The 21,623-nt window shown below is 48.1% G+C and carries 16 protein-coding genes; 10 read left to right on the top strand and 6 right to left on the bottom strand.

The features are described 5' to 3' along the window. Positions 1–65: 65 nt before the first annotated feature. Complete coding sequence (locus tag AK963_RS14175; RefSeq protein ID WP_066016108.1) at positions 66–602, bottom strand: hypothetical protein; 537 nt, start codon at positions 600–602, stop codon at positions 66–68. 461 nt (positions 603–1,063) lie between these two features. Next, complete coding sequence (locus tag AK963_RS32040; RefSeq protein WP_066016107.1) at positions 1,064–1,951, bottom strand: SEC-C metal-binding domain-containing protein; 888 nt, start codon at positions 1,949–1,951, stop codon at positions 1,064–1,066. An 89-nt stretch (positions 1,952–2,040) separates the two neighbouring features. Between AK963_RS32040 and AK963_RS14165 the strand changes: the two genes are divergently transcribed. Next, positions 2,041–3,261: an IS1096 element passenger TnpR family protein gene (locus tag AK963_RS14165; protein WP_066016106.1), complete on the top strand. Its 1,221-nt coding sequence runs from the start codon at positions 2,041–2,043 to the stop codon at positions 3,259–3,261. 7 nt (positions 3,262–3,268) lie between these two features. Here AK963_RS14165 and AK963_RS14160 read toward each other — a convergent pair whose 3' ends face one another. Further along, positions 3,269–3,520: an ATP-binding domain-containing protein gene (locus tag AK963_RS14160; RefSeq protein WP_202969780.1), complete on the bottom strand. Its 252-nt coding sequence runs from the start codon at positions 3,518–3,520 to the stop codon at positions 3,269–3,271. 1,010 nt (positions 3,521–4,530) lie between these two features. Here AK963_RS14160 and AK963_RS14155 point away from each other — a divergent pair. The 9 genes from AK963_RS14155 (at position 4,531) to AK963_RS14115 (ending at position 19,005) form a co-directional block, all read left to right on the top strand. After that, positions 4,531–6,984, top strand: coding sequence for a type I restriction-modification system subunit M (locus AK963_RS14155; RefSeq protein ID WP_083232648.1), 2,454 nt, complete (start codon positions 4,531–4,533; stop codon positions 6,982–6,984). Between the two features lie 159 nt (positions 6,985–7,143). Beyond that, on the top strand, positions 7,144–9,618 hold the full coding sequence (locus tag AK963_RS14150) for a type I restriction-modification system subunit M (protein WP_066016103.1): 2,475 nt from the start codon (positions 7,144–7,146) through the stop codon (positions 9,616–9,618). A gap of 107 nt (positions 9,619–9,725) precedes the next feature. Beyond that, positions 9,726–11,066 (top strand): AAA family ATPase, encoded by a 1,341-nt coding sequence (locus AK963_RS14145; protein WP_066016102.1) that lies wholly within the window; start codon positions 9,726–9,728, stop codon positions 11,064–11,066. Beyond that, on the top strand, positions 11,050–11,820 hold the full coding sequence (gene ptuB / locus AK963_RS14140; protein WP_066016101.1) for a retron Ec78 anti-phage system effector HNH endonuclease PtuB: 771 nt from the start codon (positions 11,050–11,052) through the stop codon (positions 11,818–11,820). Before AK963_RS14145 ends, ptuB begins: the two co-directional genes overlap by 17 nt. Continuing rightward, positions 11,790–13,076 (top strand): restriction endonuclease subunit S, encoded by a 1,287-nt coding sequence (locus tag AK963_RS14135; RefSeq protein WP_139117409.1) that lies wholly within the window; start codon positions 11,790–11,792, stop codon positions 13,074–13,076. Before ptuB ends, AK963_RS14135 begins: the two co-directional genes overlap by 31 nt. A gap of 66 nt (positions 13,077–13,142) precedes the next feature. Beyond that, positions 13,143–16,469 carry a type I restriction endonuclease subunit R gene (locus AK963_RS14130; protein WP_066016099.1) on the top strand — a complete coding sequence of 1,109 codons (3,327 nt, stop codon included), beginning with the start codon at positions 13,143–13,145 and terminating at the stop codon, positions 16,467–16,469. Continuing rightward, positions 16,456–17,193 (top strand): M48 family metallopeptidase, encoded by a 738-nt coding sequence (locus tag AK963_RS14125; protein ID WP_238593733.1) that lies wholly within the window; start codon positions 16,456–16,458, stop codon positions 17,191–17,193. The genes AK963_RS14130 and AK963_RS14125 overlap by 14 nt, the downstream gene beginning before the upstream one ends. 99 nt (positions 17,194–17,292) lie before the next feature. Next, complete coding sequence (locus tag AK963_RS14120) at positions 17,293–18,411, top strand: helix-turn-helix domain-containing protein (RefSeq protein ID WP_066016098.1); 1,119 nt, start codon at positions 17,293–17,295, stop codon at positions 18,409–18,411. A gap of 90 nt (positions 18,412–18,501) precedes the next feature. After that, on the top strand, positions 18,502–19,005 hold the full coding sequence (locus AK963_RS14115; protein ID WP_202969778.1) for a hypothetical protein: 504 nt from the start codon (positions 18,502–18,504) through the stop codon (positions 19,003–19,005). Here AK963_RS14115 and AK963_RS14110 read toward each other — a convergent pair. From AK963_RS14110 to AK963_RS33265, 3 genes are all read right to left on the bottom strand, one after another. Then, positions 19,002–19,235, bottom strand: coding sequence for a hypothetical protein (locus AK963_RS14110; protein ID WP_066016097.1), 234 nt, complete (start codon positions 19,233–19,235; stop codon positions 19,002–19,004). The two genes, AK963_RS14115 and AK963_RS14110, sit on opposite strands and share 4 nt — an antisense overlap. 85 nt (positions 19,236–19,320) lie before the next feature. Next, positions 19,321–21,192: a hypothetical protein gene (locus AK963_RS14105; RefSeq protein WP_066016096.1), complete on the bottom strand. Its 1,872-nt coding sequence runs from the start codon at positions 21,190–21,192 to the stop codon at positions 19,321–19,323. Then, the coding region (locus AK963_RS33265) for a hypothetical protein (protein ID WP_202969777.1) at positions 21,189–21,623 on the bottom strand (435 nt) is incomplete at its 5' end. The genes AK963_RS14105 and AK963_RS33265, both read right to left, overlap by 4 nt.

Below are 21,623 nucleotides of genomic sequence, written 5' to 3'. Positions count from 1 at the left end.
GCCATGCGGACAGCTTCTTTGCGGAATTCTTCGGTATAAGCAGGATGTCTGTGTTTACTCATGACTCACCTCACCGTTAGAAGATAATCTAACTTAATGAAGTGTCCAGTATTCGTGGGTAACTCGACAATGTTACGCCAACTTATATTTAGAGTGTCTCTATAGGTTCCTGCTGGCAGTTTTTTCAGCCCGCTAAACGTAAGCTTTAGCCGAGCCGCTTGCTGAGCGGAGTTACATTGTGAATTGAAGAAGAGATAAGTTGGTGAATTTTTGGAAACCTGATATTCAGGAATAAATTTCGGAGCTAATCTCAAACCATAAAGCTGGTTCACCCCTCTATCTTTTACATAAAAGTTAGTTGTTATCTCTGATGCATTTTGGTCAGAAAATGTAATTTCATACGTTTTTCTTCCCTCATCACTACATATCAAGATACTAGAGTCAGTGTAATCACCATCTGCTATAGACTGAATATCAACCTCAACTTTAGTTGAGCCTCCTGGTACGAAAATGATCCCGGCAGCAGAAAGCTCTGAGCTATTCAATAAAAAAGACAGCATCCCCGTGAAAGCAATCAAGCTTAGCGATTTAGACTTTCCCACCGTTTACCCTTAGGCATAAAACCCAGTTAAATACAGGATACTATCAGCTCTCTCTAAAAAAATACTAGTTTGCTAATGTTTCAATAATGGTTCTTAGCCCCTATCGGAAAAACGCCTGCGAACCACCGGCGCGACCTCAAGCAAAATTAAAACTAATGTAATGATATTAAAAGACTAATAAAGTAGAGGACTCGAAGGGCCAATTCCTCCACTTTTCCAGAGAGAAAACGGCAAAAGACGATGGAAAATAGCTTGTTTGTGGGGAGGGCGAATCGTCCAGCGAAGTGCGTTTAACCCTTTTTTACAGGGCCTATAAACGACAAAACCCTTACGACAAGTATCGTAAGGGTTTCATTGTATGGCGGTGGGGAGGGAACCGGTCGCGGAATTTTTTGATAAAAACAAATTCAAAACCATAGTTTATCAAAGAACTTCAATTTGCCATAAAAATACAGCCCACCTTAATTCAAACAACACTTTTTATACTTCTTCCCACTTCCACAGGGGCATGGGTCGTTCCTACCCACCGACGGTACTGAAACATCCTCGGGAACCAAAGATAAAGCAGGCTTGCCACGAACAACATCAATTAGCCTCCCCTGAACTTGTATCCTGTCAAAATGAGACTGATACCATCTCCGCATTCGTTGGTAACGCTTGTTCAACTCTTCGATTGGGATCGCTTGAAGAATGCTCTGAACAACCTCTCGTGTTTTTACCCCCCTAGCCAGACCTTTCTGTTCTTCAACATTGTATTTTCCAGTCTTCAAATTGAGGGCTGCCAGCAAACCGTCCCTGTCCATATCCCAAGACTCATCATCCAGGCAAATAGAAAGATGCACTTGATTACAGTGACAATGACGGTTCACACAATACAGATCTCGGGCAAAATAACGAATGTCCCCAACACTGAAGCTAATGATTGGATGAAATGGCAGCACCTCTTCATAACCAATCAAAATTGAGTTTTTCTCAACGTCATAAATGGGAAATACAGGCTCCAGCTTATCCAAGTCTGCGTGTACAGTATTACTGGCCTTGAAGATAAAATACTGACGCTCCAATAATTCCCAATCGCCAGAGTCCATACCATGAATAATAATGGGACAGAGGTCATTATTTCCTATTCGCTCCGCTGACACTTCTCTTTTTGTAAAATCTACATTCAATACCATCTTCTCATCAGATGGAAGGCTATCCGACAGCAGCTCCACCTGAATTTCCTGGCAATCACATAGTGGGTTTCGGCAACCACTGATCTGAACCGATAGTTTGTGATTCTGCCCAAGTCCCAGTGGTACAGTACATTCCAATTGAGAAGGATCACTTTCCAACTTTGAAAACATCATATTGTAATGCTTCCCTATTAAGAACCAAATCAAGTCATAACAGACGTTATACGAATTTGAACTATGCATTTTAACAGGATACTGATTCGATGCCGCAACCTTCCAAACTCAAGTCGCTCATTCAACCACTGGAGATCACTCCCACAACTCCTGGCACTCTTCTTTATGATTTTGACAAGTTCATCAGCTACATCGTAAAGCACCCGGCACCACTGACCAAAAGCAAGAAACAACCTACTCAAAAATGGGCTGCCGTTCTCAATAAAGAGCTCGCTTCCCCATTGATGGTCACTCTGAGCCGCCCCTTTACCATTCACTATCCGACCATTTTGGGACTCTGCCTGATGGGCAGAGCCTGCGGAATCATCAAACTGGTCAAGCATTCAGCCAACAAATCCTTTCTGACTATCGACGAGAACATGCTGTCCCAATGGCAGCAACTAACGGCAGCAGAGAAATATTTCAACTTGCTATCTGCTTGGCTGATCAGGGGCCATGCCTCACTGATTGGAGAAAAGTTAGCCTACCGAGATGATCGTTTTATAGCCAGCGCGGGGGTAGGAAGACTCCGTAATGAGCTGTTTGACGGAAAAGCACTGGATTCATTATGGCTTGAATATCTGCCTTTTGAAGTAGGAGCCTTTAATCTTGCTCTTTTGAAACTCACAGGGCTGGCCAGACTAGAATTCACCGATAACAATCTGAAAATAAGTAAATTCCAGTTAACGCCGCTTGGACTGTCCATCCTGTACGAATACAGGAAACTGATAGAAAGAATTCGCTTTCAGTCAGAGAGTACAGACTCTTCGTTCCAAGAAGATACCATATTGTTGACTATTCCCTCTCTTCGATCCGATGTAGAAAAATTTCTCTCATTACCCATTATGGAAAAAGCGGCAAGCTATCATCTTCAAATCACCTTGCCCTACCACGATTGCTCTCGTACCCTGGCCGTCGACGGCAGACATACTCTCGACGAGCTGGGTATGTCCATCTTGCAAGTGTTTGGCTTTGACGATGATGAACACCTCTATTTCTTTCAGTGTCAAGATCGCTTTGGTATTCCCTACCGTGTTATTCATCCGGAGTTGTTACAAGGTGAAGCAACCTCTGATGTCACACGTCTTGAGCAATTAGGACTTGAATTGGGTAAGCAGATCGAGTTTATCTTTGACCTGGGCGATAAATGGGAATTCGCTATAACGGTTATTGAAACAATAAATGACCACATTCCCACGATAAGACTACTCGCCAGCGATGGCACTGCGCCTGATCAATATCCGGAAACCGGATGCATTGAATACTGGTAACGATGAATCAGGACCCTCCTAACCTCGCCTGCAGATTAGTCAACCGGCGGTTGGACTTTCGGGTCCGGGCCGCCATGCCCACCGCCTTGGGCTGGCCCACTAGCACCACCATCTGCTTGCCTCGGGTCACGCCGGTGTAGAGCAGGTTCCGTTCCAGCAGGGTGTAGTGCTGCATGGCCGTGGGGATCTCCACGCAGTACTTCACAAATACACGACTACCACCTATCACCTTACAGGCGTACAATGATGACCTTCCCAAAAACCCCCCTTCGAGCTATCTGGTCCCATGCTCCCCGGCCTCAATTTCAGGTAACGGTAAATCCACGGGCGGTAGCGTGCTTGCGACCAGTAAATCGGGCGTACAGCCTGATTTATAAGGGTAAGTTTGAGGTGTCGACACATTAATTTTGTGATTCGGACTTCTGTACATCCAGATGCTCCTAACCGGACTTGCTGCGGAGTGATCCATGGTGTAAAGCTTCGGGGACAAAGCCTCTAAGCTGGTAGTCTCAACCAGCAGCGGGCCACAAGCGAGCCGGACGGGTGAATGTAAGTGAAGTGTTTAAAGCTTCGTCACTGAAAATCTGCCAAAGGAGACTGACAGGCAGAGCCCCAAAAGGGATGCTGTCAGGATAAGAGCTTCTGTGCGCTAAATCTGAAGATGTTATTATGCCTGCCAGAGTAAAGAATCCACCCACCCCAGTTCATTTGACTCAAGCATATCAACTGGGTAAGCCCTACTCATCTCTTCATAAAAGAAGGTATCCTGACTGTTAGCAAAGGGGGCGGTGCAGAGGGTAAATAATGTCGGACAAAGCGAATGCTATCTTGTTTTGAGGCAGATAGGGTTTCGAACTTTGACCCCATCCGAAAAGATGCATACTTCCGACTGGTCTCAACGACAGACAAGTAGTGCCAAGTCGTTTGCTTCCGGGAAGGTTTATACAATGCTTTTGCACTGAACCGACCGGGAGATGTTCACATAGCAATCAATTAACCCATCAAGTTAAACGATAGCTGTGAATGATCGGCAGCGGCAAGACCGTATCTGATGCGTGATAAGTTTTACTTATTACTTATCACGGAGAGTTGAGCCCTATGCGATGAAAGTCACACGTACGGCTCTTAGGGGCTGGGTGGCAGTAATGTCGCCCCGACTACCCGACTTTTTTCGACATTGACCGTAAATTTCGATTGCATACTACCAAAATAAAAATTCACCGCCTCGACCTGGCTCCGTTTCTCAATTTATTTTTCGGTGACTTTCTGATGACTACAAAGCTAACACTTTCTTCTCTGGAAACATTGCTCTTGAATGCTTGTGATATTTTAAGAGGGCATATGGATGTTAGTGAGTATAAAGAATATGTTCTAGCCATGCTGTTTCTAAAACGTACAAATGATTTATTTGATCAACGACGTGATGAGCTATTACAGCAGTATAAGTCCCTTGGCATAAGTGATAGTGATATTGACTTGCGCCTTGAAAGCAGTGAAAACTACACAGGAAAATATTTGTATGTTCCCCCTGAATCTCGCTGGGAAAGTATCAAGTGCTGTAAAAACGCTGTCGGCAGTAAACTGAATGAAGCGTTGATAAATTTAGAGACTTATAACCCTGACGCTCTGAGTAGTGTTTTTTCCGAAGCTGTCGATTTTAATCGGAAAGTGGGACACCAATGCATACCAAATAATACCCTGATTGATTTTGTTAAAAGCTTTGACCAGATTAATTTGAAAGATCAGGAGTTCGAATTCCCAGATTTACTTGGGAAAGTCTATGAGTACCTTCTTATGTATTTTGCCGATTTTTCTGGCAAGAAGTCTGGCGGATTTTATACCCCTCGCTCGGTTGTAAGATTGATGGGGTTATTGCTTGATCCACAAGAAGGAGATAGCATTTACGACCCTGCCTGCGGTACTGGCGGCATGTTAATTGAGTGCCTTAATCATGTGAAACGCAATAGTGGGCACATTGAAACATTAAAATTATATGGTCAGGAAAAAAATCCTTCGTCCAGTATGATTGCCAGATTGAACATGATATTTCATGATATCAGTGACTTTAAGATAGTTTGTGCTGATACATTGATGGCTCCAGCATATCAGGAAAACAAAACGCTAAAAGAATTTGATTGCGTCATTTCTAATCCTCCCTACAGCATTAGAAATTGGGGTTCAGAGCTTTGGGAAAATGATATCTATGGCCGTAATGTAACCGGATTACCACCAAAAAACTGTGCCGATATGGCATGGGTTCAACATATGATCAAGTCCATGGGACATAACGGTCGCATGGCTATAATTGTGTCACATGGCATTTTGTTCCGGGGAGGTAGCGAACAAAAAATAAGAGAACAAATTATAGCACAGGACAGCCTTGAAGCTGTAATCGGTTTGCCGCCAAACCTCTTCCCGGGCACTAGTATTCCTGTATGCATTTTAGTCTTCCGAAAAAACAAACCGCAAGAAAGAAAAAAGCAAGTCCTGTTTATTGATGCGTCATCGGACTATGAGAAAAAGAAGACAAGAAATATAATAAGAAATGAAGATATAGATTCAATAATTGAGGCTTACAGTTCTTACCACTCAAAATTCCCTTACTGCAAAGTTGTCAATATCGAAGAAATAAAAGAAAACAACTTTAATATAAGCATACGAAAATACGCAGACAACTCCCCAGAAGCACATCAATTACGAAAGCTAAAACAACAATTCAAAGATTATGAAGTGGAGCTCTTATCAAATAGCAACACTACCTTAAGCATCACCAAATTGAGAAGCGATAGTCAGGACTGCATATATGATAATAGCATTTTTATACCTGAAATCTCGAATATGCCTGTATATGCCAATAAGCTTTCAGAAAATGCAAAGAAGGAACGTTATTATAAAATAGAACTCAATCCAAACAGGTTGTTAGCTGAGTTCGCGTGCCAGTTTTACACCTCTGAAATTGGTCGATTAATATTAAACTCCATCGGTTCTCAAACGCTCACAAGAGTAATTTCTAAAGAGAGCCTAGAAAATGAATGCTTGATAGCAATTCCATCCCTAAGCACCCAGAAAACAAGCATTTCTGCCAGCGAAAAGTTAAAAAAACTTGACTTAGCAATTCAAGAGTTCGCTCAAGAGCTGGCACTTAATCCTGATGGTGCATCAACAATACTTGGTAGATTGGATGGTATGCTGGACAGCATAAGTCAGCTTAGCGAAGCTGATAAAATTTACTCTCTGATCAGACAGGGAGAATCGAAAACATTAGAATTTAAAGAGTCACTATCTCTTGATATTAAAAGATCAATTAATGATAAAAGTTACACTGTTAAGAAAGAGCCAGGCATTGAACTCACTTCATTAAAAACAATAGCCGGATTTATTAATTCCGATGGAGGTACCTTACTAATAGGTGTCAGTGACAATGGCACCATCAGCGGCCTGAATGATGAGCTGAAAGCTTTCCACAAAGACAATAACGACAAGTTATTATTGCATTTTAAAAACATAATATACTCAAAGATTGGTGCAGAGTTTTATCCTTACTTTAATTCAAGGCTCATAAACATCCAAAACAAAAAAATACTCGTAGTTGACTGCAAAAAGTCTGATGACCCCTGTTTGCTTGACGGCCAGGATTTTTATGTAAGAACAAATCCAGCTACAGATAAACTTACAGGTAAAGAGATGCTTAGTTACATTAAGACTCGTTTCAAAACCTCTTGATTTTCACTAAAATCACTCTTGCTTCGCCTACCTGGTGGAACGACATTACGTTTTTTTAGATTAATGCCTCACATGAACCTTTGTTTCAGAACCCACAATGCTTAAGAAATAGAAATAATCAGTTCTGACCACTTTAAGATATTTACACCGGACCCCCTTATGCCATTAACCCTCCCCCAGCTGGAACGTCACCTGTTCAAAGCCGCCGATATTCTTCGAGGCAAAATGGACGCTTCAGAATTCAAGGAATACATCTTCGGCATGCTGTTCCTCAAGCGCTGCTCCGATGTATTCGATCAGCGCCGCGAAGAAGTCGTCGCAGAACAAAAAGCCAAAGGCAAAAGTGAAAAAGAAGCCTGGCAGATTGCCGATGCACGACTTTGGTACAAAACCAGCTTTTATGTCCCGGACGAATCCCGCTGGGAATACCTGGTCAACGAAGCTCATAAGAATGTAGGCGATGCACTTAACAAGGCTCTGGGCGGATTGGAACAGGGGAATAGCACCTTACAGGATGTACTGGAGCATATCGACTTCACCCGCAAAATCGGCCAGAGCAAACTGCCCGATAAAAAGCTGCGTGAACTCATCATGCACTTTAACGAACACCGCCTGCGCAATGAAGACTTTGAATTCCCGGATCTGCTCGGTGCAGCATACGAATACCTGATTGGCGACTTTGCCGATTCTGCCGGGAAAAAAGGCGGCGAATTCTACACACCAAGAACCGTGGTTCGCATGATGACCCGTCTGGTGAAGCCGGAAATCAGCCACAAAGTATATGACCCCTGCTGTGGTTCCGGCGGTATGCTGATTGCCGCTAAGGAATACATCGACGAGCGCGGTGGCGAAGGTCGCAGGCTCGATGTTTACGGTCAGGAAGCCGCTGGCACCGTGTGGTCCATCGCCAAAATGAACATGCTGCTCCATGGCATCACCACCGCCAACCTGCAGAATGACGACACCCTGACCGACCCGAAACATGTTGAAGGTGGAGAACTGACCCGTTTCGATCGCATCCTCACCAATCCGCCCTTCTCCATTAACTACGGCCCAACCGACAAAGAAAGCCAGAAACATTTTGCCCCTAACCATCCAGAAAGATACCACTATGGCAGCGTTCCCATCGGCTCTAAAAAAGCCGACCTGATGTTTCTGCAGCATATGGTTCACGTACTGGCGGAGGGCGGCATTCTCGCAACGGTGTTACCCCACGGCGTGCTCTTCAGAGGCGGCGAAGAAAAAACCATCCGCGCTGGCATGATTGAGGACGACCTGCTTGAAGCGGTTATCGGTCTGCCCGCCAACCTGTTCTATGGCACCGGCATTCCCGCCTGCGTGCTGGTGATGCGTCAGCGTAAATCCACTCCGGGTGGAAGCGAATCCGGAAAGCCACCAGCGCGGCAGGGCAAAGTCCTGTTTATTAATGCCGACCGGGAGTACTTCGAAGGCCGGGCGCAAAACCATCTGCTGCCAGAACATATTGAAAAGATGGTCAGCACCTACGATGATTATGCTGAAGTACCGGGGTTCTCCGCCATCATCAGCAACGAGACACTGGCAGAGAATGGTTACAACCTGAACATCCGTCGCTATGCCGATAATGCACCGCCGCCGGAACCCCACGATGTTCGGGCTCACCTTATTGGCGGTATTCCAAAAACAGAGCTTGAGGCCAAGGCAGCCCTGTTCAACGCCCACGGCTTTAATCCGCTGGATCTGTTCACCCCAAAAGCCAATGATGCCGACTACGTTGAATTCAAGGCCGACATCAACAGCAAAGCCACAATAAAAACGCTGGTGGAGCAAAACCCCGGCGTTATCGACAAAGAGCAAACTCTTCGGGCCGCCTTCGAAAACTGGTGGCAAAGGCACAAACTCAGCATCACCGCCCTGGCCAAAAACAAGGAATACGCTACTCTGCGTGCCGAACTGATCAACAGCTTCGCAGAATCCATGGAAAAAACCGGTATGCTCGACCATTTTCAGGTACGTGGCATCATCGCCGGATTCTGGTACCAGAACCGCTACGACTTCCTATCCCTGATGGCCCGGGATTCCAAAGGCGTCGTGGATGGCTGGCGCACCAGCATAGTCACAGCCATGGAGGACAAAACCAGCAAAGACAACCCACTGGAACACAAACTGGTCAAAATGATCCTCAGTGGCTACGTGGACGAACTGGCGGCTCTGGAAAGCCGAAAAGCCGAGCTGGATAGCCAGATCAAGGCAGAAGAAGCCAAGGCATCAAAGGACGCTGACGACAATGACGATGCAGGTGAAGGTGCAATGGAAGAAAGCCCCGTCGATGAAGCAAAAATCAAAGCCTGGAAAAAGGAACGCACCGACCTGGTCAAACAGATCAAAACCAAAAAAGAAGGTTTTGAAACCCAGTTAAACCAGTCGGTGGATAGCCTGACCTCCGAAGCCGCCGCTGAATTGTTGCTCAACATTCTGCATCAGGATATGCGCACCATTGTTGAACGTTACATCAGTAGCCAGCGCCAGCAGATTGTGGCTGCAGTGGAAAACTGGTGGGATAAATACAAAGTCACCCTGACCGAGATTGAACAAAAGCGGGATGCTGCCGCTCAAAAACTGCAAGGATTTCTCAGCGGGCTGGGTTATGTCTGAACTGTACGGTAAAAGATGCGATACCCCCCGAAATCCGATACAGTGGAAAGCTTTATACTCAGCTGTCGACAAGCTGTTCATCAGCCCGGAAATCTCAGGCTAACACCATGCAACTGGATCAAATCACATATCAGAATTTCCGCAGCTTTAAACAGGCAACGTTGAGGCTTCATAAACACCTCACCGTTATTGTGGGGGCGAATGGTGCTGGTAAAACCGCATCCATGGAAGGCATTGCCGTGGCGATGGGCACCTTTATCGGGTCTTTTGATGAAGGCAAGGGCACAGGGTTCAACCCATCCGATGCCCATCGAAAAAGGCTCAACCCTGACTCTCCGGACTGCGAACCCCAGTATCCAATCACTATCAGTGCGATCGGAGCCCTGCTACCTGAACACGCATCAAAGGAGTGGAGCCGCAGCCTGACCGGCAAAAAATCCAGCACCACCACCAGAGAGGCAAAATACGGCACCGACACAGCGAAGCAGTTGCAAAACGAGATACGAACCAACAGTGATCAGCCGCTTCCCGTGCTGGCACTTTACGGTGCCGGAAGACTCTGGGGAGCCAACCGGCTCACCAAAACCAAACGACAGACCCTCAGTGAAAGCCGAACCCTTGGCTACCACGAGAGCATGAACCCCGTTTCCGGTTATAAAGAGTTTGCCTACTGGTTTAAGCAGCTGTTTCAGGCGCAGTTGCAACTGAAAATGGAAAAACTGCAGCAGGGCAGTTCCGACCTGAGCACACCCTACGATGCCACCATCCATGTGGTGCAGGAAACCGTTGATAAACTGTTGGCGCATACCGGCTGGCACTCGGTGATGTACGATGCCGCCATGGATGAGATTGCCGCCGAACATCCGGATATTGGCCGCATGCCGGTTTCCATGTTAAGCGACGGTGTTCGAAATGTGCTGGGCCTGGCGGCGGATATTGCTTTTCGCTGCTGTAAGCTGAACCCTCAGTTTAAAGAAGCTGCTGCCAAAAAAACCCGTGGCCTGGTTATGATTGATGAAGTGGATATGTACCTTCATCCATCCTGGCAGCAGACATTGGTGGACTCGTTACGAGACGCGTTTCCGGCTATCCAGTTTATTCTGACCACTCACAGCCCCCATGTACTCTCCACCGTGGCGTCAGAATCCATTCGCATACTGGATAATGGCGTGTTTTACGATGCACCTCAGGGCACCAAGGGAGCAGAGGCTTCTCGCATTCTGGACCGGGTCTTCCATGTGAAATCCCGTCCGGAGCATGACCCTAACACTCTGCTGCTCAAAGAGTATCTTGATCTGGTTTATGCGGACCAATGGTCGTCTAAAGAAGCGTCGGAGAAACGACAGAAGCTGGACGAGATATTCCAGGGTGAAGAACCCGCACTGCTCGAAGCCGACCTCTACATCGAAAACCGTCAATGGGAGTTAGACGGTGAAGAAGATCAGTAAAAGTGCCGAGCCAGATGCACTCACAGAATTTCGACAGCAACACCCCGACGCCCAATGGCAGGAGTTCAGAGATACCGGCCCTTATACCAACATCAAACAGACGCTATTTGAGGATCAGGGGCATCTCTGCGCTTTTTGTGAAGTAGAATTACCAGCAGATCGCCCGAGCCACCAACGGGTAGAACACTTTCACCCGAAATCCGATCAGGCAAACCCGGCCCATAACTGGGCGCTGGACTGGGATAATATGATCGGTGTCTGCTTGGGTGGTTCTAAACAAGGCAGCTACCCGACACCCGAGAACCTGAGCTGTGATTCCTACAAAGGACGCCTGATCGACATTGGAATACTACCCGAAGCCTGCGAAGGCTATGTGCTCAACCCGCTGCGGATTATCAATACACCCTGTTTGTTCAAATTCGATAAACGCACCTGCGAACTCAGCCCGGACCCGGACGCCTGTGCCCGACTTGCGGATGTGAATAACCAGTATGAGTCTCTGGTGCAACTGGTGGAAGAAACCATTCGTATTCTGAACCTGAACTGTTCACGCCTGATAGACGACCGGCGCGTCATATTGAATGACTTCAACAGGGCTTTCGCTAAGGCTCGCAAAAGCAATAATCGTCAGTTCAGAACACAGCTGGCTGAGCAATGGTTTCGTAACCGCTGGCCTTCTTTTTTTACAACCCGTCGTATTTTGCTCGAGCAGGCTGCTGAAGAGTGGTTGGCTGGGCAGGAGTATCGGGGTTAGAAATTTTTATGACTTTAAGCACACAACTACATTCTGTAGACAGTTTACATCCTGGCTTCATCCGTACAGCTCTCGAAGATATCGTAGAGGTTCTTGATCACCTTCGCATACCTGTGAATAGTGAAGAACGCGCTCAAAGATCAGGAAAGGTTCCATATTATGGAGCCAATGGTCAACAGGGCTGGATTGATAGGCCAATATTCGATGAGCCTTTAATCCTGTTAGCAGAGGATGGCGGGAACTTTGATGACTTTGAAACACGACCAATAGCATACCGAATTAGTGGTCCCTCATGGGTCAATAACCATGCCCATATAATTAAAGCCAAAGCTGGCTACAATCAGGACTTTATTTTCTGGAGTCTCGTTCATAAAGATATTCGCAGGTTCATTGCTGGCGGAACAAGGACAAAGCTCAATCAGGGAGAGCTTCGCAAGATCAGTTTAAATATCCCTGAGGATGATAGAGAAAGAACCCAGATTGCTGAAATTCTAAATAACCATGAAACCTCCATCCGCCAAACCGAAGCCATTATCGCCAAGCTGCAACAAGTGAAAAAGGGGCTTTTGCATGATCTGCTAACCCGTGGCATTGACGACAGCGGTCAGCTTCGCCCGCCTCAGCATCTTGCCCCGGAGCTTTATAAAGAGTCACCGTTGGGGTGGATTCCAAAGGAGTGGATGACAAGAAGTTTTGGAGACTTAGCTACATACACAAATGGTTACTCATTCAATGCAGCGAGCTGGAAAACATCTGGTTTACCAATCATCAGAATCCAAAACCTAAATGGCGACTCTTCATTTAATTACTATCAAGGGGCAATAGACGATCGCTGGCATATTTTCTCAGGAGATTTACTATTTGCGTGGTCTGGTCAGAAAGGAGTATCTTTTGGAGCACGCATTTGGAACGGTCCGGAAGGTGTACTCAACCAGCATATTTTCAAGGTATGGACAAATGAAGCTCTTGTTTCAAAAGAGTTTTTGCTTCACATCTTCAAATACAGGCAAACCGCTATTGAAGACACAGCTCACGGCTTCAAGGATTCTTTTTTACACGTAACTCGTGGCGAGCTAACTGGTGTATTGGCTGCGATTCCAGTAGCTAAAGAGCAATCTAAGATCCTTGGTTGTATTCAAGCACATGAGATGAAACTCAATCTCGAAATTGATAATCTTTTGAAACTCAAAAAACAAAAATCCGGCCTGATGAACGACCTCCTGACCGGCAAAGTCCGGGTTACCTCACTTCTGTAAACCGCTTAACCCTTACCACCAGAGCATGACTGCCTGCCCCGCAGGCTATTACAGGACAACCGACGTATGGAATGGGAATACACAACCACGGAACAGCCATTTATTGAGCAACTTCAGCATCAGGGCTGGGAGTTTATCGAAGGCGATCTGGACGATCCGGCCATGACCGGTCGTGACAGCTTTGCCGAGGTTATCCAGACCGGTGTGCTGCGCCAGCAACTGGCAACGATCAACCTGCGGGACGGTAAACCCTGGCTGGGCGACGACCGAATCAGCACAGCGGTAGGTGCCATTACCCGTATCGCCGCCAGCAAATTGATGGAAGCGAACCAGAAAGGCACCGAGCTGTTGCTGGAAGGGATTTCTGTGGAAGGCGTCGAAGGCTGGGACGGTGGCCGTGGTCGTACAATCCATTTTATCGACTGGGATCATCCGGAAAACAACCGCTTTATCGTAATCAACCAGTACAAGGTGCAGTGCCCGCCGGGTTACGATTCGGACAAAAAACACATCATTCCCGACCTGGTATTACTGGTGAACGGCATTCCCCTGGTGGTAGTGGAGTGCAAAAACCCGGCGGCACCGGAACCGCTGGCTCAAGCCATCGACCAGTTGCGTCGTTACTCCAACCAGCGCTTCGAAAGCCATGAAGTGGAGGAGAAAGAAGGCAACGAAAGCCTGTTCTATACCAACCAGTTGCTGATCGCCACCAGCTTTGACCAGTGCGTTGCCGGCACCATCGGCGCCCAGGCCGGGCACTTCGCCCCCTGGAAAACTGTCGCCAGCAGTAAAAACCCTGAACGAACGGAAAAAGCCGTGATGGCAGAGCTGGGCATTGAGCGGCTGTCAGAACAACAGCGCACCATTGCCGGTATGCTCGATAAAACCAACCTGCTGGATATCATTCGTCATTTTACCCTCTATATGCAGGCAGGTGGACAAACCATCAAGGTCGCCTGTCGCTATCAGCAGTACCGGGGCGTGGTCAAAGCCATAGAACGACTTCGGACGGGTAAAACCCGACAGGAAGACGGTGAATACGACCGCCGTGGCGGGATTATCTGGCACACCCAGGGTTCCGGTAAAAGCCTGAGCATGGTGTTTCTGGTGCGCAAACTGCGCACCGACCCGAAGCTGCGCCGGTTCAAGGTGGTGGTGGTCACGGATCGGAAAGATTTACAGAAACAACTGGCGGATACGGCGGAGCTTTCTGGTGACATTGTGGAAGTCGCCAAAAACACCCACTCCGTCCGCAGCACTCTGAAGCGCAAAGGGCCGGGGCTGGTGTTCGCCATGATCCAGAAGTACCGGGATAACGATGCAGATGGAGAAGACTCGTCAGCCAACGAAGATGAGCTGCCGCCATTACAGGTAGCAGAACCACCAACCCGCTACACCGTGAAAACACCACAGCATGCCTATGAGGTTCTCAACGACGACCCGCACATTCTGGTGATGGTGGACGAAGCCCATCGAACCCAGGCCGGTGACCTCCACGCCAACCTGATGGCCGGGCTACCCAACTGTGCCCGTATTGGTTTTACCGGCACCCCGATCATCATGGGCGAGAAAAAACGCACCCATGAAATTTTCGGGGCGTTTATTGACAAGTACACCATTACCGAAGCCGAAAACGACGGCGCAACCGTGCCGGTGCTCTACGAAGGGCGAACGGCCAAAGGGGCAATAAAAGACGGTGCCAGTCTGGATGAAGTGTTTGAAGACTTCTTCCATAATCATTCGAAAGAAGAGCTGGAAGCCATTAAGAAAAAGTACGCCACCAAAGGCAATGTGCTGGAAGCGCCCCTGCTAATTGCCGAGAAAGCCAGAGATATGCTGCGTCATTATGTGGCCAATATTCTCCCCAATGGCTACAAGGCTCAGGTGGTGTGCTGCAGCCGACTGGCCACACTGCGGTATTTTGAAGCGTTCAAACAGGCTCGGGATGAACTGGTGCAACAGGCCGAAACCCTGTCGCCGGAAATGAAAGCACTGGACGATGAACAACTCTGCCACCGCAGCCCGAAAATTCAGGCCATTGTGCAGGCATGGCGTTACCTCGACACCCTGAAAGCCATCGAGTTTGCCCCAGTGTTTTCCGGCAGCAATAACGATGCGCCTGAATGGAAACCGTGGACGGAGCAACGTGCCCAGGAGCATCGGATTGAGCGTTTCAAAAAACCACTCTTTCATGACAACAGCAAGAAGCGTGACCCACTTGCTTTTCTGATCGTTAAATCCATGTTGCTCACCGGGTTTGATGCGCCTATCGAAGGCGTGATGTATCTGGATCGCGCGATTCGCGAAGCCGAGCTTCTGCAGGCCATTGCCAGGGTAAACCGGACCGGCCATGGGAAAAAGGCAGGCATTGTCGTTGATTATTACGGGGTGGCTCATCATCTGAAAGAGGCTCTGGCCGCCTACAGCGATGATGATGTGGAAGGTGCGTTGCGCAGCCTGAAGGATGAACTGCCCAAGTTGAAAGATCGCTACCAGGCGGCGATGGCATTGTTGAGTAGTCAGGGTATTGATGGGCTGGATGATACCGAAGCCTGCGTACAGGCACTGGAGCCGGAAAAACTGCAGGCTGAATTCAGTGTAAAGCTCAAGGCATTTCTGGAATCACTGGATTTGGTTCTCCCTCGTCCGGAAGGGCTGCCCTATACCGAAGATGCGAAAAAGCTGGCCCATATTTATGCCCGCGCCCGAAACCGTTATAAAAACACGCCGGTACTGGGCAAGGATGTGGGCGCCAAAGTTCGCAAACTGATTGATGATCATGTGATTTCCCTGGGCATTGATCCAAAGGTTGCGCCTATTGCCCTGACGGATATGGAATTTGAGGAGCACATCAGGCAGCAACCCAGCGAACGGGCAAAAGCCTCTGAAATGGAACATGCCGTCCGCTCACACATCAGTAAGCACCTGGATGAGGACCCGGTGTATTTCGGTAAGCTCAGCGAGCGACTGGAAGACATTCTCAGCAAAATGGGCAAGCAATGGGATCAAATTATTGCGGCCTTACAACAAATCATTGATGAAATCGTTTCAGGCAGTACGGTTCATGAAGAAGGATTACCCGACGTGGATGAACATTACTTGCCATTCTATCGTATGCTGAAAATCGCTGCCTGTGGCCATGAAGAGCCGGATCTGGTAACAGCCGCTACACTGACAGACTTGGTGACTGAACTGGTGGATCACATCAGCAGCGAAGTGAAAACCTCCAGCTTCTGGCAACCTCACCGTAAAGCCATGCAGGAAGAGTTGCAGCAGCATATCTTCGAGAAGCTGATGGATACTGCGCTGGTGGACTTTGATCATGTGGAACCACTGGTGGACAAAATGCTGGATCTGGCCAGGGCCAATAGCTATAAACTTGAAAACATTTAACGGAGCAGTGCCTCTGAAAACGCCTCTGACTATTGATGATCTTTCATTCCGGGTAAACGTCAGCCCCAAGCGTAAAACCATGCAGATTACCGTTGAGCGGGATGGCAGCCTGGTATTAACACTGCCGCCCGAAGCCAATGATCAACAGGCACGGGATTTCGTGCGGGAAAAGTGTCGTTGGATTTATAAAAAGCTGGCTGAAAAACAGCAATTGAGGTCAGACGCTCAACAGAAGCAGTTTGTTAACGGTGAAGGGTTTCTGTACCTGGGCCGCAGCTATCGCCTGAAGCTGGTAGAACCTTCAGACAGGCAACAACCTTTGTCATTAACTCATGGCAGGTTTTGCCTGAACAAAGAGGTTGTTGACAGAGGAAACAGCAAAGAAACTTTTATTCGCTGGTATGCCACTCGAGGCAAAGGCTGGCTGGATAGAAAAGCGCAAGAATATTATCGCCGCATGGAGGTGGAACCAGCAGGTATTAAAATACAGGATCTTGGCTACCGCTGGGGCTCATGCACCCGGTCAGGCTGGCTCAACTTTCATTGGAAAACCATTTTGTTGCCCGCAAAAATGGCCGAGTATGTACTGGTTCATGAATTGGCTCACCTGCACGAACCCAACCATACTTCGGAATTCTGGCATCGTGTCGAACGTGCTATGCCCGACTATATTGAGCGAAAACAATGGATTGCAGAACATGGGATGGAAGTGGAAGGGCTTTAGCGGGTTCTGCCTGCATTTCTGATTGAATAATTCCCTCCCCTGTACGATACTAAAAAACACAGTTGACAAAAGTTGACAACCCCTTATCATTGGCGCGCTATGGAAAAATCACTGAACATTTCCGCCCTTGAAGCCGCGATGACTAAAAAAGGCTTCAACCAGTCCTCACTGAGCCAAACTCTTGAGGTCTCCAGGGAAGCTGTATCCAAATGGTTTAAACAGACTTCCTTTCCTAAACCAGACAAGTTGTTAAAACTGGGTATGGTTCTGGGTCTTCCTTTCAATGAACTGGTTACTCAGGAAGACCCTAATGCACCTGTGGTGGCTTTTCGTAAAAGGAAGGGGACTAAAACTACAGAGGCCGATTTTCAGAGATTTGACAGCATGGGACGCTATCTTGAAGAGCTGGCTCCTTATTTGCCCTTTGATAATCTGGCCAAGCCGCCGGTGTTGAAAAACCCCAGGGTTGATTACGATTACCTTCAGGAAGTCTCTGTAATGGTGCGCAAGGAAATCAACCTTGCTCCGACCGACACCGTAGACTTTAAGCACTTGATTCGCTACTTCCGGAAGTTACAGGCAGTTCTGATACCGGTGATGTGGGGACAAAAAGCGAGACATGAAAACGCTACCCATGTTTACCTGCCTGAGTCCATGACCACCTGGATTTATTTGAATCTGGACGTCAATATTCATGACTTTCTTTTCTGGATGGCCCATGAGCTAGGGCACGCTCTCGCTCCAGACCTGCGTGGCGAAGAAGGCGAAGACTTTGCTGATGCCTTTGCCGGAGCATTACTGTTTCCAAATCAACGGGCAGAACAGTGCTATCGACAACTGAAAGGTAAACATCCTGGTATCCAGGTAAACACAATTAAAGAGATAGCTAAAGAGCTGGTTATTTCGCCCCTGGCAATTTTTCTTCAGGTTCAAGCCTATGCGAAGCATAATGGTTTGGAACCACTGGAGCTGAAAAACATTCACGGAGCCACTACCAATTTCAACAAAGCATTCCCGGACCTGATCAATAGCCTGATCGCTGAAGCACCCATTCAACCGGAACGCTATGTAAAACTGGTAACGGAAGTGTTTGAAAGTCCTTTTTTCAAGACACTTTCCAGTTACCTTAAGGAAACCAAAAAAACCGAAGGGTTTATTCAGACAGCACTGGATATCGGTCTGGTGGATGCCAAAGCTTTACACCATGAGTTGACTTGATGCCCCAATCGAAAGTACTGGTCGACACCAACAGTTATTTGCGACTTGCCAGAAGTATCCACCCTCTCCTCTTTCAGACGTTTGGTAAAGATGAATACTCAGACGTTTGGTAAAGATGAATACTGCCTGTATGTATTGCCAGAACTGGATGAAGAGTTTGGCAAAAGCCAGCGATTGCAAAATAATTTCTCCTGGGCTGAGGAGGAAGAGTACCGGCTTAACCGGCAGCACTTTCCTGTCATCAGTAAAAAGCAGACCAAGGAAGTTGATACTGCATTTGGCTATATCTGGAATCATATTATTTCCGTAGAAAAAGGGCCTTCTCCCGTTGATGCTCGTTATCTTGCTTATGCCTACGTTCTTGGAATCACTGTAGTTACAGATGACATCAAAATGCTGGCTGTCGCTGAAACTTTTGGAATCAAGACTCTAAAGTCGTTAGATTTGATGAAATTAATGGTCGAGTGTGACCATATTGATATGTCTAAAGTGAGGGAGATAGTCAGCTATTGGCGCTACTGGGGGGATATGCCTGCGGGAGTAGAAGATTTTAAAGCTCACTACCTGCAGCTTTTTGATGAAGACCCACCTTAAACCTCTGCTTCGTACTGCGCCAAATCTGGCGCAGCTCCTTTTACCTCCCCATCGTCAACAAATGATTTTAAACCAACGCCCACCGACTCGCCCTTTATGGTGATCACTGAACCATCTCTTAGCTCTGCCTGGCTGGTGCCGTTGCCATTGTTAGCAGTAATGGTGGCGATGACCCGCATGCCTTCAGGAATCAGAGCCTTGAACTGCTGCCAGATATTGGTGGTTGCCATAATCCCTCCATAGACTATGTTTAACCTGTCGTTTTAATGACAAACCAATGCGCTTAAGTTCCAGTATTACCATACTGGGCACTTTTTAATAATGCCGCTCGAGTTCTACTGACTGAACAACATTCCCCACGCCACTTGCGCTGATACTGGTCGCCAGGCAGAGGGCTTGCCAGTTTCCACTCTCTCCTAAAAGAGTATCCTGAACTTCCACCAGCATCCCAGGCTCAATTAACCCGGGTGCGGTGTTGGTGTCCGTCAATGGCAGTTCAATGGTGGTAATGCTCTGGTTGCCGCCCTTGGCCAGCTCATTTCGGCCACGCTCGGTATTGACCTGCGTTTCCGTTAGCCAGTCTTCGAGAATATCGGGAGCTGGGTTATCGCCATTGCTCCCAGTTCGTTTGACGTTGACCGCCACGCCTGCATTGGTGCCGGAAACATAGACCGCATTGTAAGCCTGCTCCGGTCGCCAATTGGCGCTTAAGCTAATGACCATGCTCGCAGGTAGAATCTTATCCATTGTGGCGGTGTTCCAGTGCCAAGGGCTGGCAGGATAACGGGGCTGTATGCTCACCTGGTCGTTATCACGGCTTGGAATGATGACCGATCCAGCTGTTGTGGCTATCTTGGCCACAACCTGCATAGCGGTCTGATTCTGATAGCTGAATGAGCCTCCGGGCATAATCCAATCGGGAGTACTGTAGTCGTTCAGGTCGGGATAGGTAGCGGTGAATCCGGTATTCGCCAGTTCTTCAGTAATGGCCTGTTTAGCGTTTAGATTGGCGCTGTTGCTCTTGCTTCTCTGTGGCGCATAAGGGGCTGCGAGCAGTTGGGTTCGGCTGCTCCCATAGAGTGTGTAACGCTCATCCCCGAACCGTCGGTTTGTGCTGTAACGCTCAATGATGAATACCCACTTCCAGCCGTTGATATCCACCTCTATTTGCTTCGGACCGTTCTCGTCCGGTTCCACCAATGCGATATTGGAAGCACCCCATAGCTCTCCGGTAAAGCTCCATGAGAAGCTATCAATATCCAGACTGATTTCCATTGAGGGCAGTTCGAGCGGTGTCCGGGCAGGCAATACGACAGTGGTGATAATGTTCATTAGCAGATAACTCTCCCTGATCTCTGGCTGTTCCGGCTCTGGCTTTTCCACAATGTCCGGGTCTGTCTCACCGCCATAGTTTCCGGTAACACTTTCATCCCTGGCTTTCTGGCCGAAGCCCCATGGCAGAATGACCAGCTGATCTTCCCGGCGGTTGCTCTGGAAGGTAAAGCGGCGTTTGCTATCAATGGGGACAGCTGCGGTTTCTTCGTCAAAGGCACCAATCTGGAAGAATACCGAGCAGTTAGCCTGTGGCTCATACTCCCGTTCTTGAAAGGTAAAATTCAGCGGTTGCTGTGGGTGAATGTAGGCAGGGCTTTTCCACTTCCTTGAGCCGTAAAGGTCAACCGACTGCATGCCTTCGGATACATTGCTATCCCGCTCCGGTGGATGATTCCAAGGGGAGGCCTGTTGCTGATCCTGCGCTTGAATGCTTTTATCCCACGCACTCTGCTTGCCGCTTTCCTTGGGTTCTGGCTGCTGCCAACGGTCGCCGGTTGTCGCTTCTTTTTTCTGGCTCTGGCCATGACTAAAACTGACCATGACTTCCTTTTTAGCCGCTGCTCCCCAAAACAGGCCAAACGGTGAGGCTTGCAGAGGCGTTGCCTGCTGGCTAGTTTGTCGCCGGATAGTACTAACAGGCCGACTCATTGAATAGCTCGCAGAAAAGCCCTGCTGCCGACTGACCGCTCCTTGCCATTGGCCTTCATAATGGCGAACCAATCCGGGAGGCGGGGCAAAATAAGTCAGCCCCTTAGCGTCAAAGGAAAAGTCAGCAATAGCCGACGATGACACGGCATAGGGAGCGCCGGTCAGCCGAAACTCTGCATTGTCGGTTGGAACCTCATAACTCATAGTAAGGGTTCTGCTTTGATGGGACCGTGTGCCAGAGGCCGATAGAAAGGAATCGCCCGGAGGGTAATATCCCCTTCAATGGTTCGGGTGTGAGTGGTGCCGGTATCAATCCACCACTGCGGTTCTGTGGCTGGCAAGGTACCACCTGTTTCCACTCGGTAAACGTGACCATTGGGAACGGTGGGATGAATCAGGTCGCCCTGAACCACGCTGGCAGTGGCGGTAAAAGGCACACCGTATTCGTCTATCGCCAGCACAAAGGTATCGCCGCCTTCGGTCAGCACGTCCAGCGTATAGCTGCCGTTTTCTGCGTTACTGGTGGTATCCCCGGTCACTGACCATGAACCATCGGGCTTATGCTCAATGGCCACCAGTTGCCTTGCTGCCGGTTCAGCCTGATTGTCCAGCACTCGCTCTACTTTGCCGGTTAT

Origin of the sequence: Endozoicomonas atrinae (assembly GCF_001647025.1) — a bacterium.
Classification (GTDB): domain Bacteria; phylum Pseudomonadota; class Gammaproteobacteria; order Pseudomonadales; family Endozoicomonadaceae; genus Endozoicomonas; species Endozoicomonas atrinae.
Note: the sequence above shows the minus strand (reverse complement) of the source record. Positions and strands in the feature narration are given on the sequence as shown.

Coding starts and splice junctions, on each gene's coding strand:
- AK963_RS14165 (WP_066016106.1), top strand. CDS start 2,041: ATGCCGCAACCTTCCAAACTCAAGTCGCTCATTCAACCACTGGAGATC.
- AK963_RS14145 (WP_066016102.1), top strand. CDS start 9,726: ATGCAACTGGATCAAATCACATATCAGAATTTCCGCAGCTTTAAACAG.
- AK963_RS14150 (WP_066016103.1), top strand. CDS start 7,144: ATGCCATTAACCCTCCCCCAGCTGGAACGTCACCTGTTCAAAGCCGCC.
- AK963_RS14115 (WP_202969778.1), top strand. CDS start 18,502: ATGAATACTCAGACGTTTGGTAAAGATGAATACTGCCTGTATGTATTG.
- AK963_RS14105 (WP_066016096.1), bottom strand. CDS start 21,192: ATGAGTTATGAGGTTCCAACCGACAATGCAGAGTTTCGGCTGACCGGC.
- AK963_RS32040 (WP_066016107.1), bottom strand. CDS start 1,951: ATGATGTTTTCAAAGTTGGAAAGTGATCCTTCTCAATTGGAATGTACT.
- AK963_RS14120 (WP_066016098.1), top strand. CDS start 17,293: ATGGAAAAATCACTGAACATTTCCGCCCTTGAAGCCGCGATGACTAAA.
- AK963_RS14130 (WP_066016099.1), top strand. CDS start 13,143: ATGGAATGGGAATACACAACCACGGAACAGCCATTTATTGAGCAACTT.
- AK963_RS14155 (WP_083232648.1), top strand. CDS start 4,531: ATGACTACAAAGCTAACACTTTCTTCTCTGGAAACATTGCTCTTGAAT.
- AK963_RS14110 (WP_066016097.1), bottom strand. CDS start 19,235: ATGGCAACCACCAATATCTGGCAGCAGTTCAAGGCTCTGATTCCTGAA.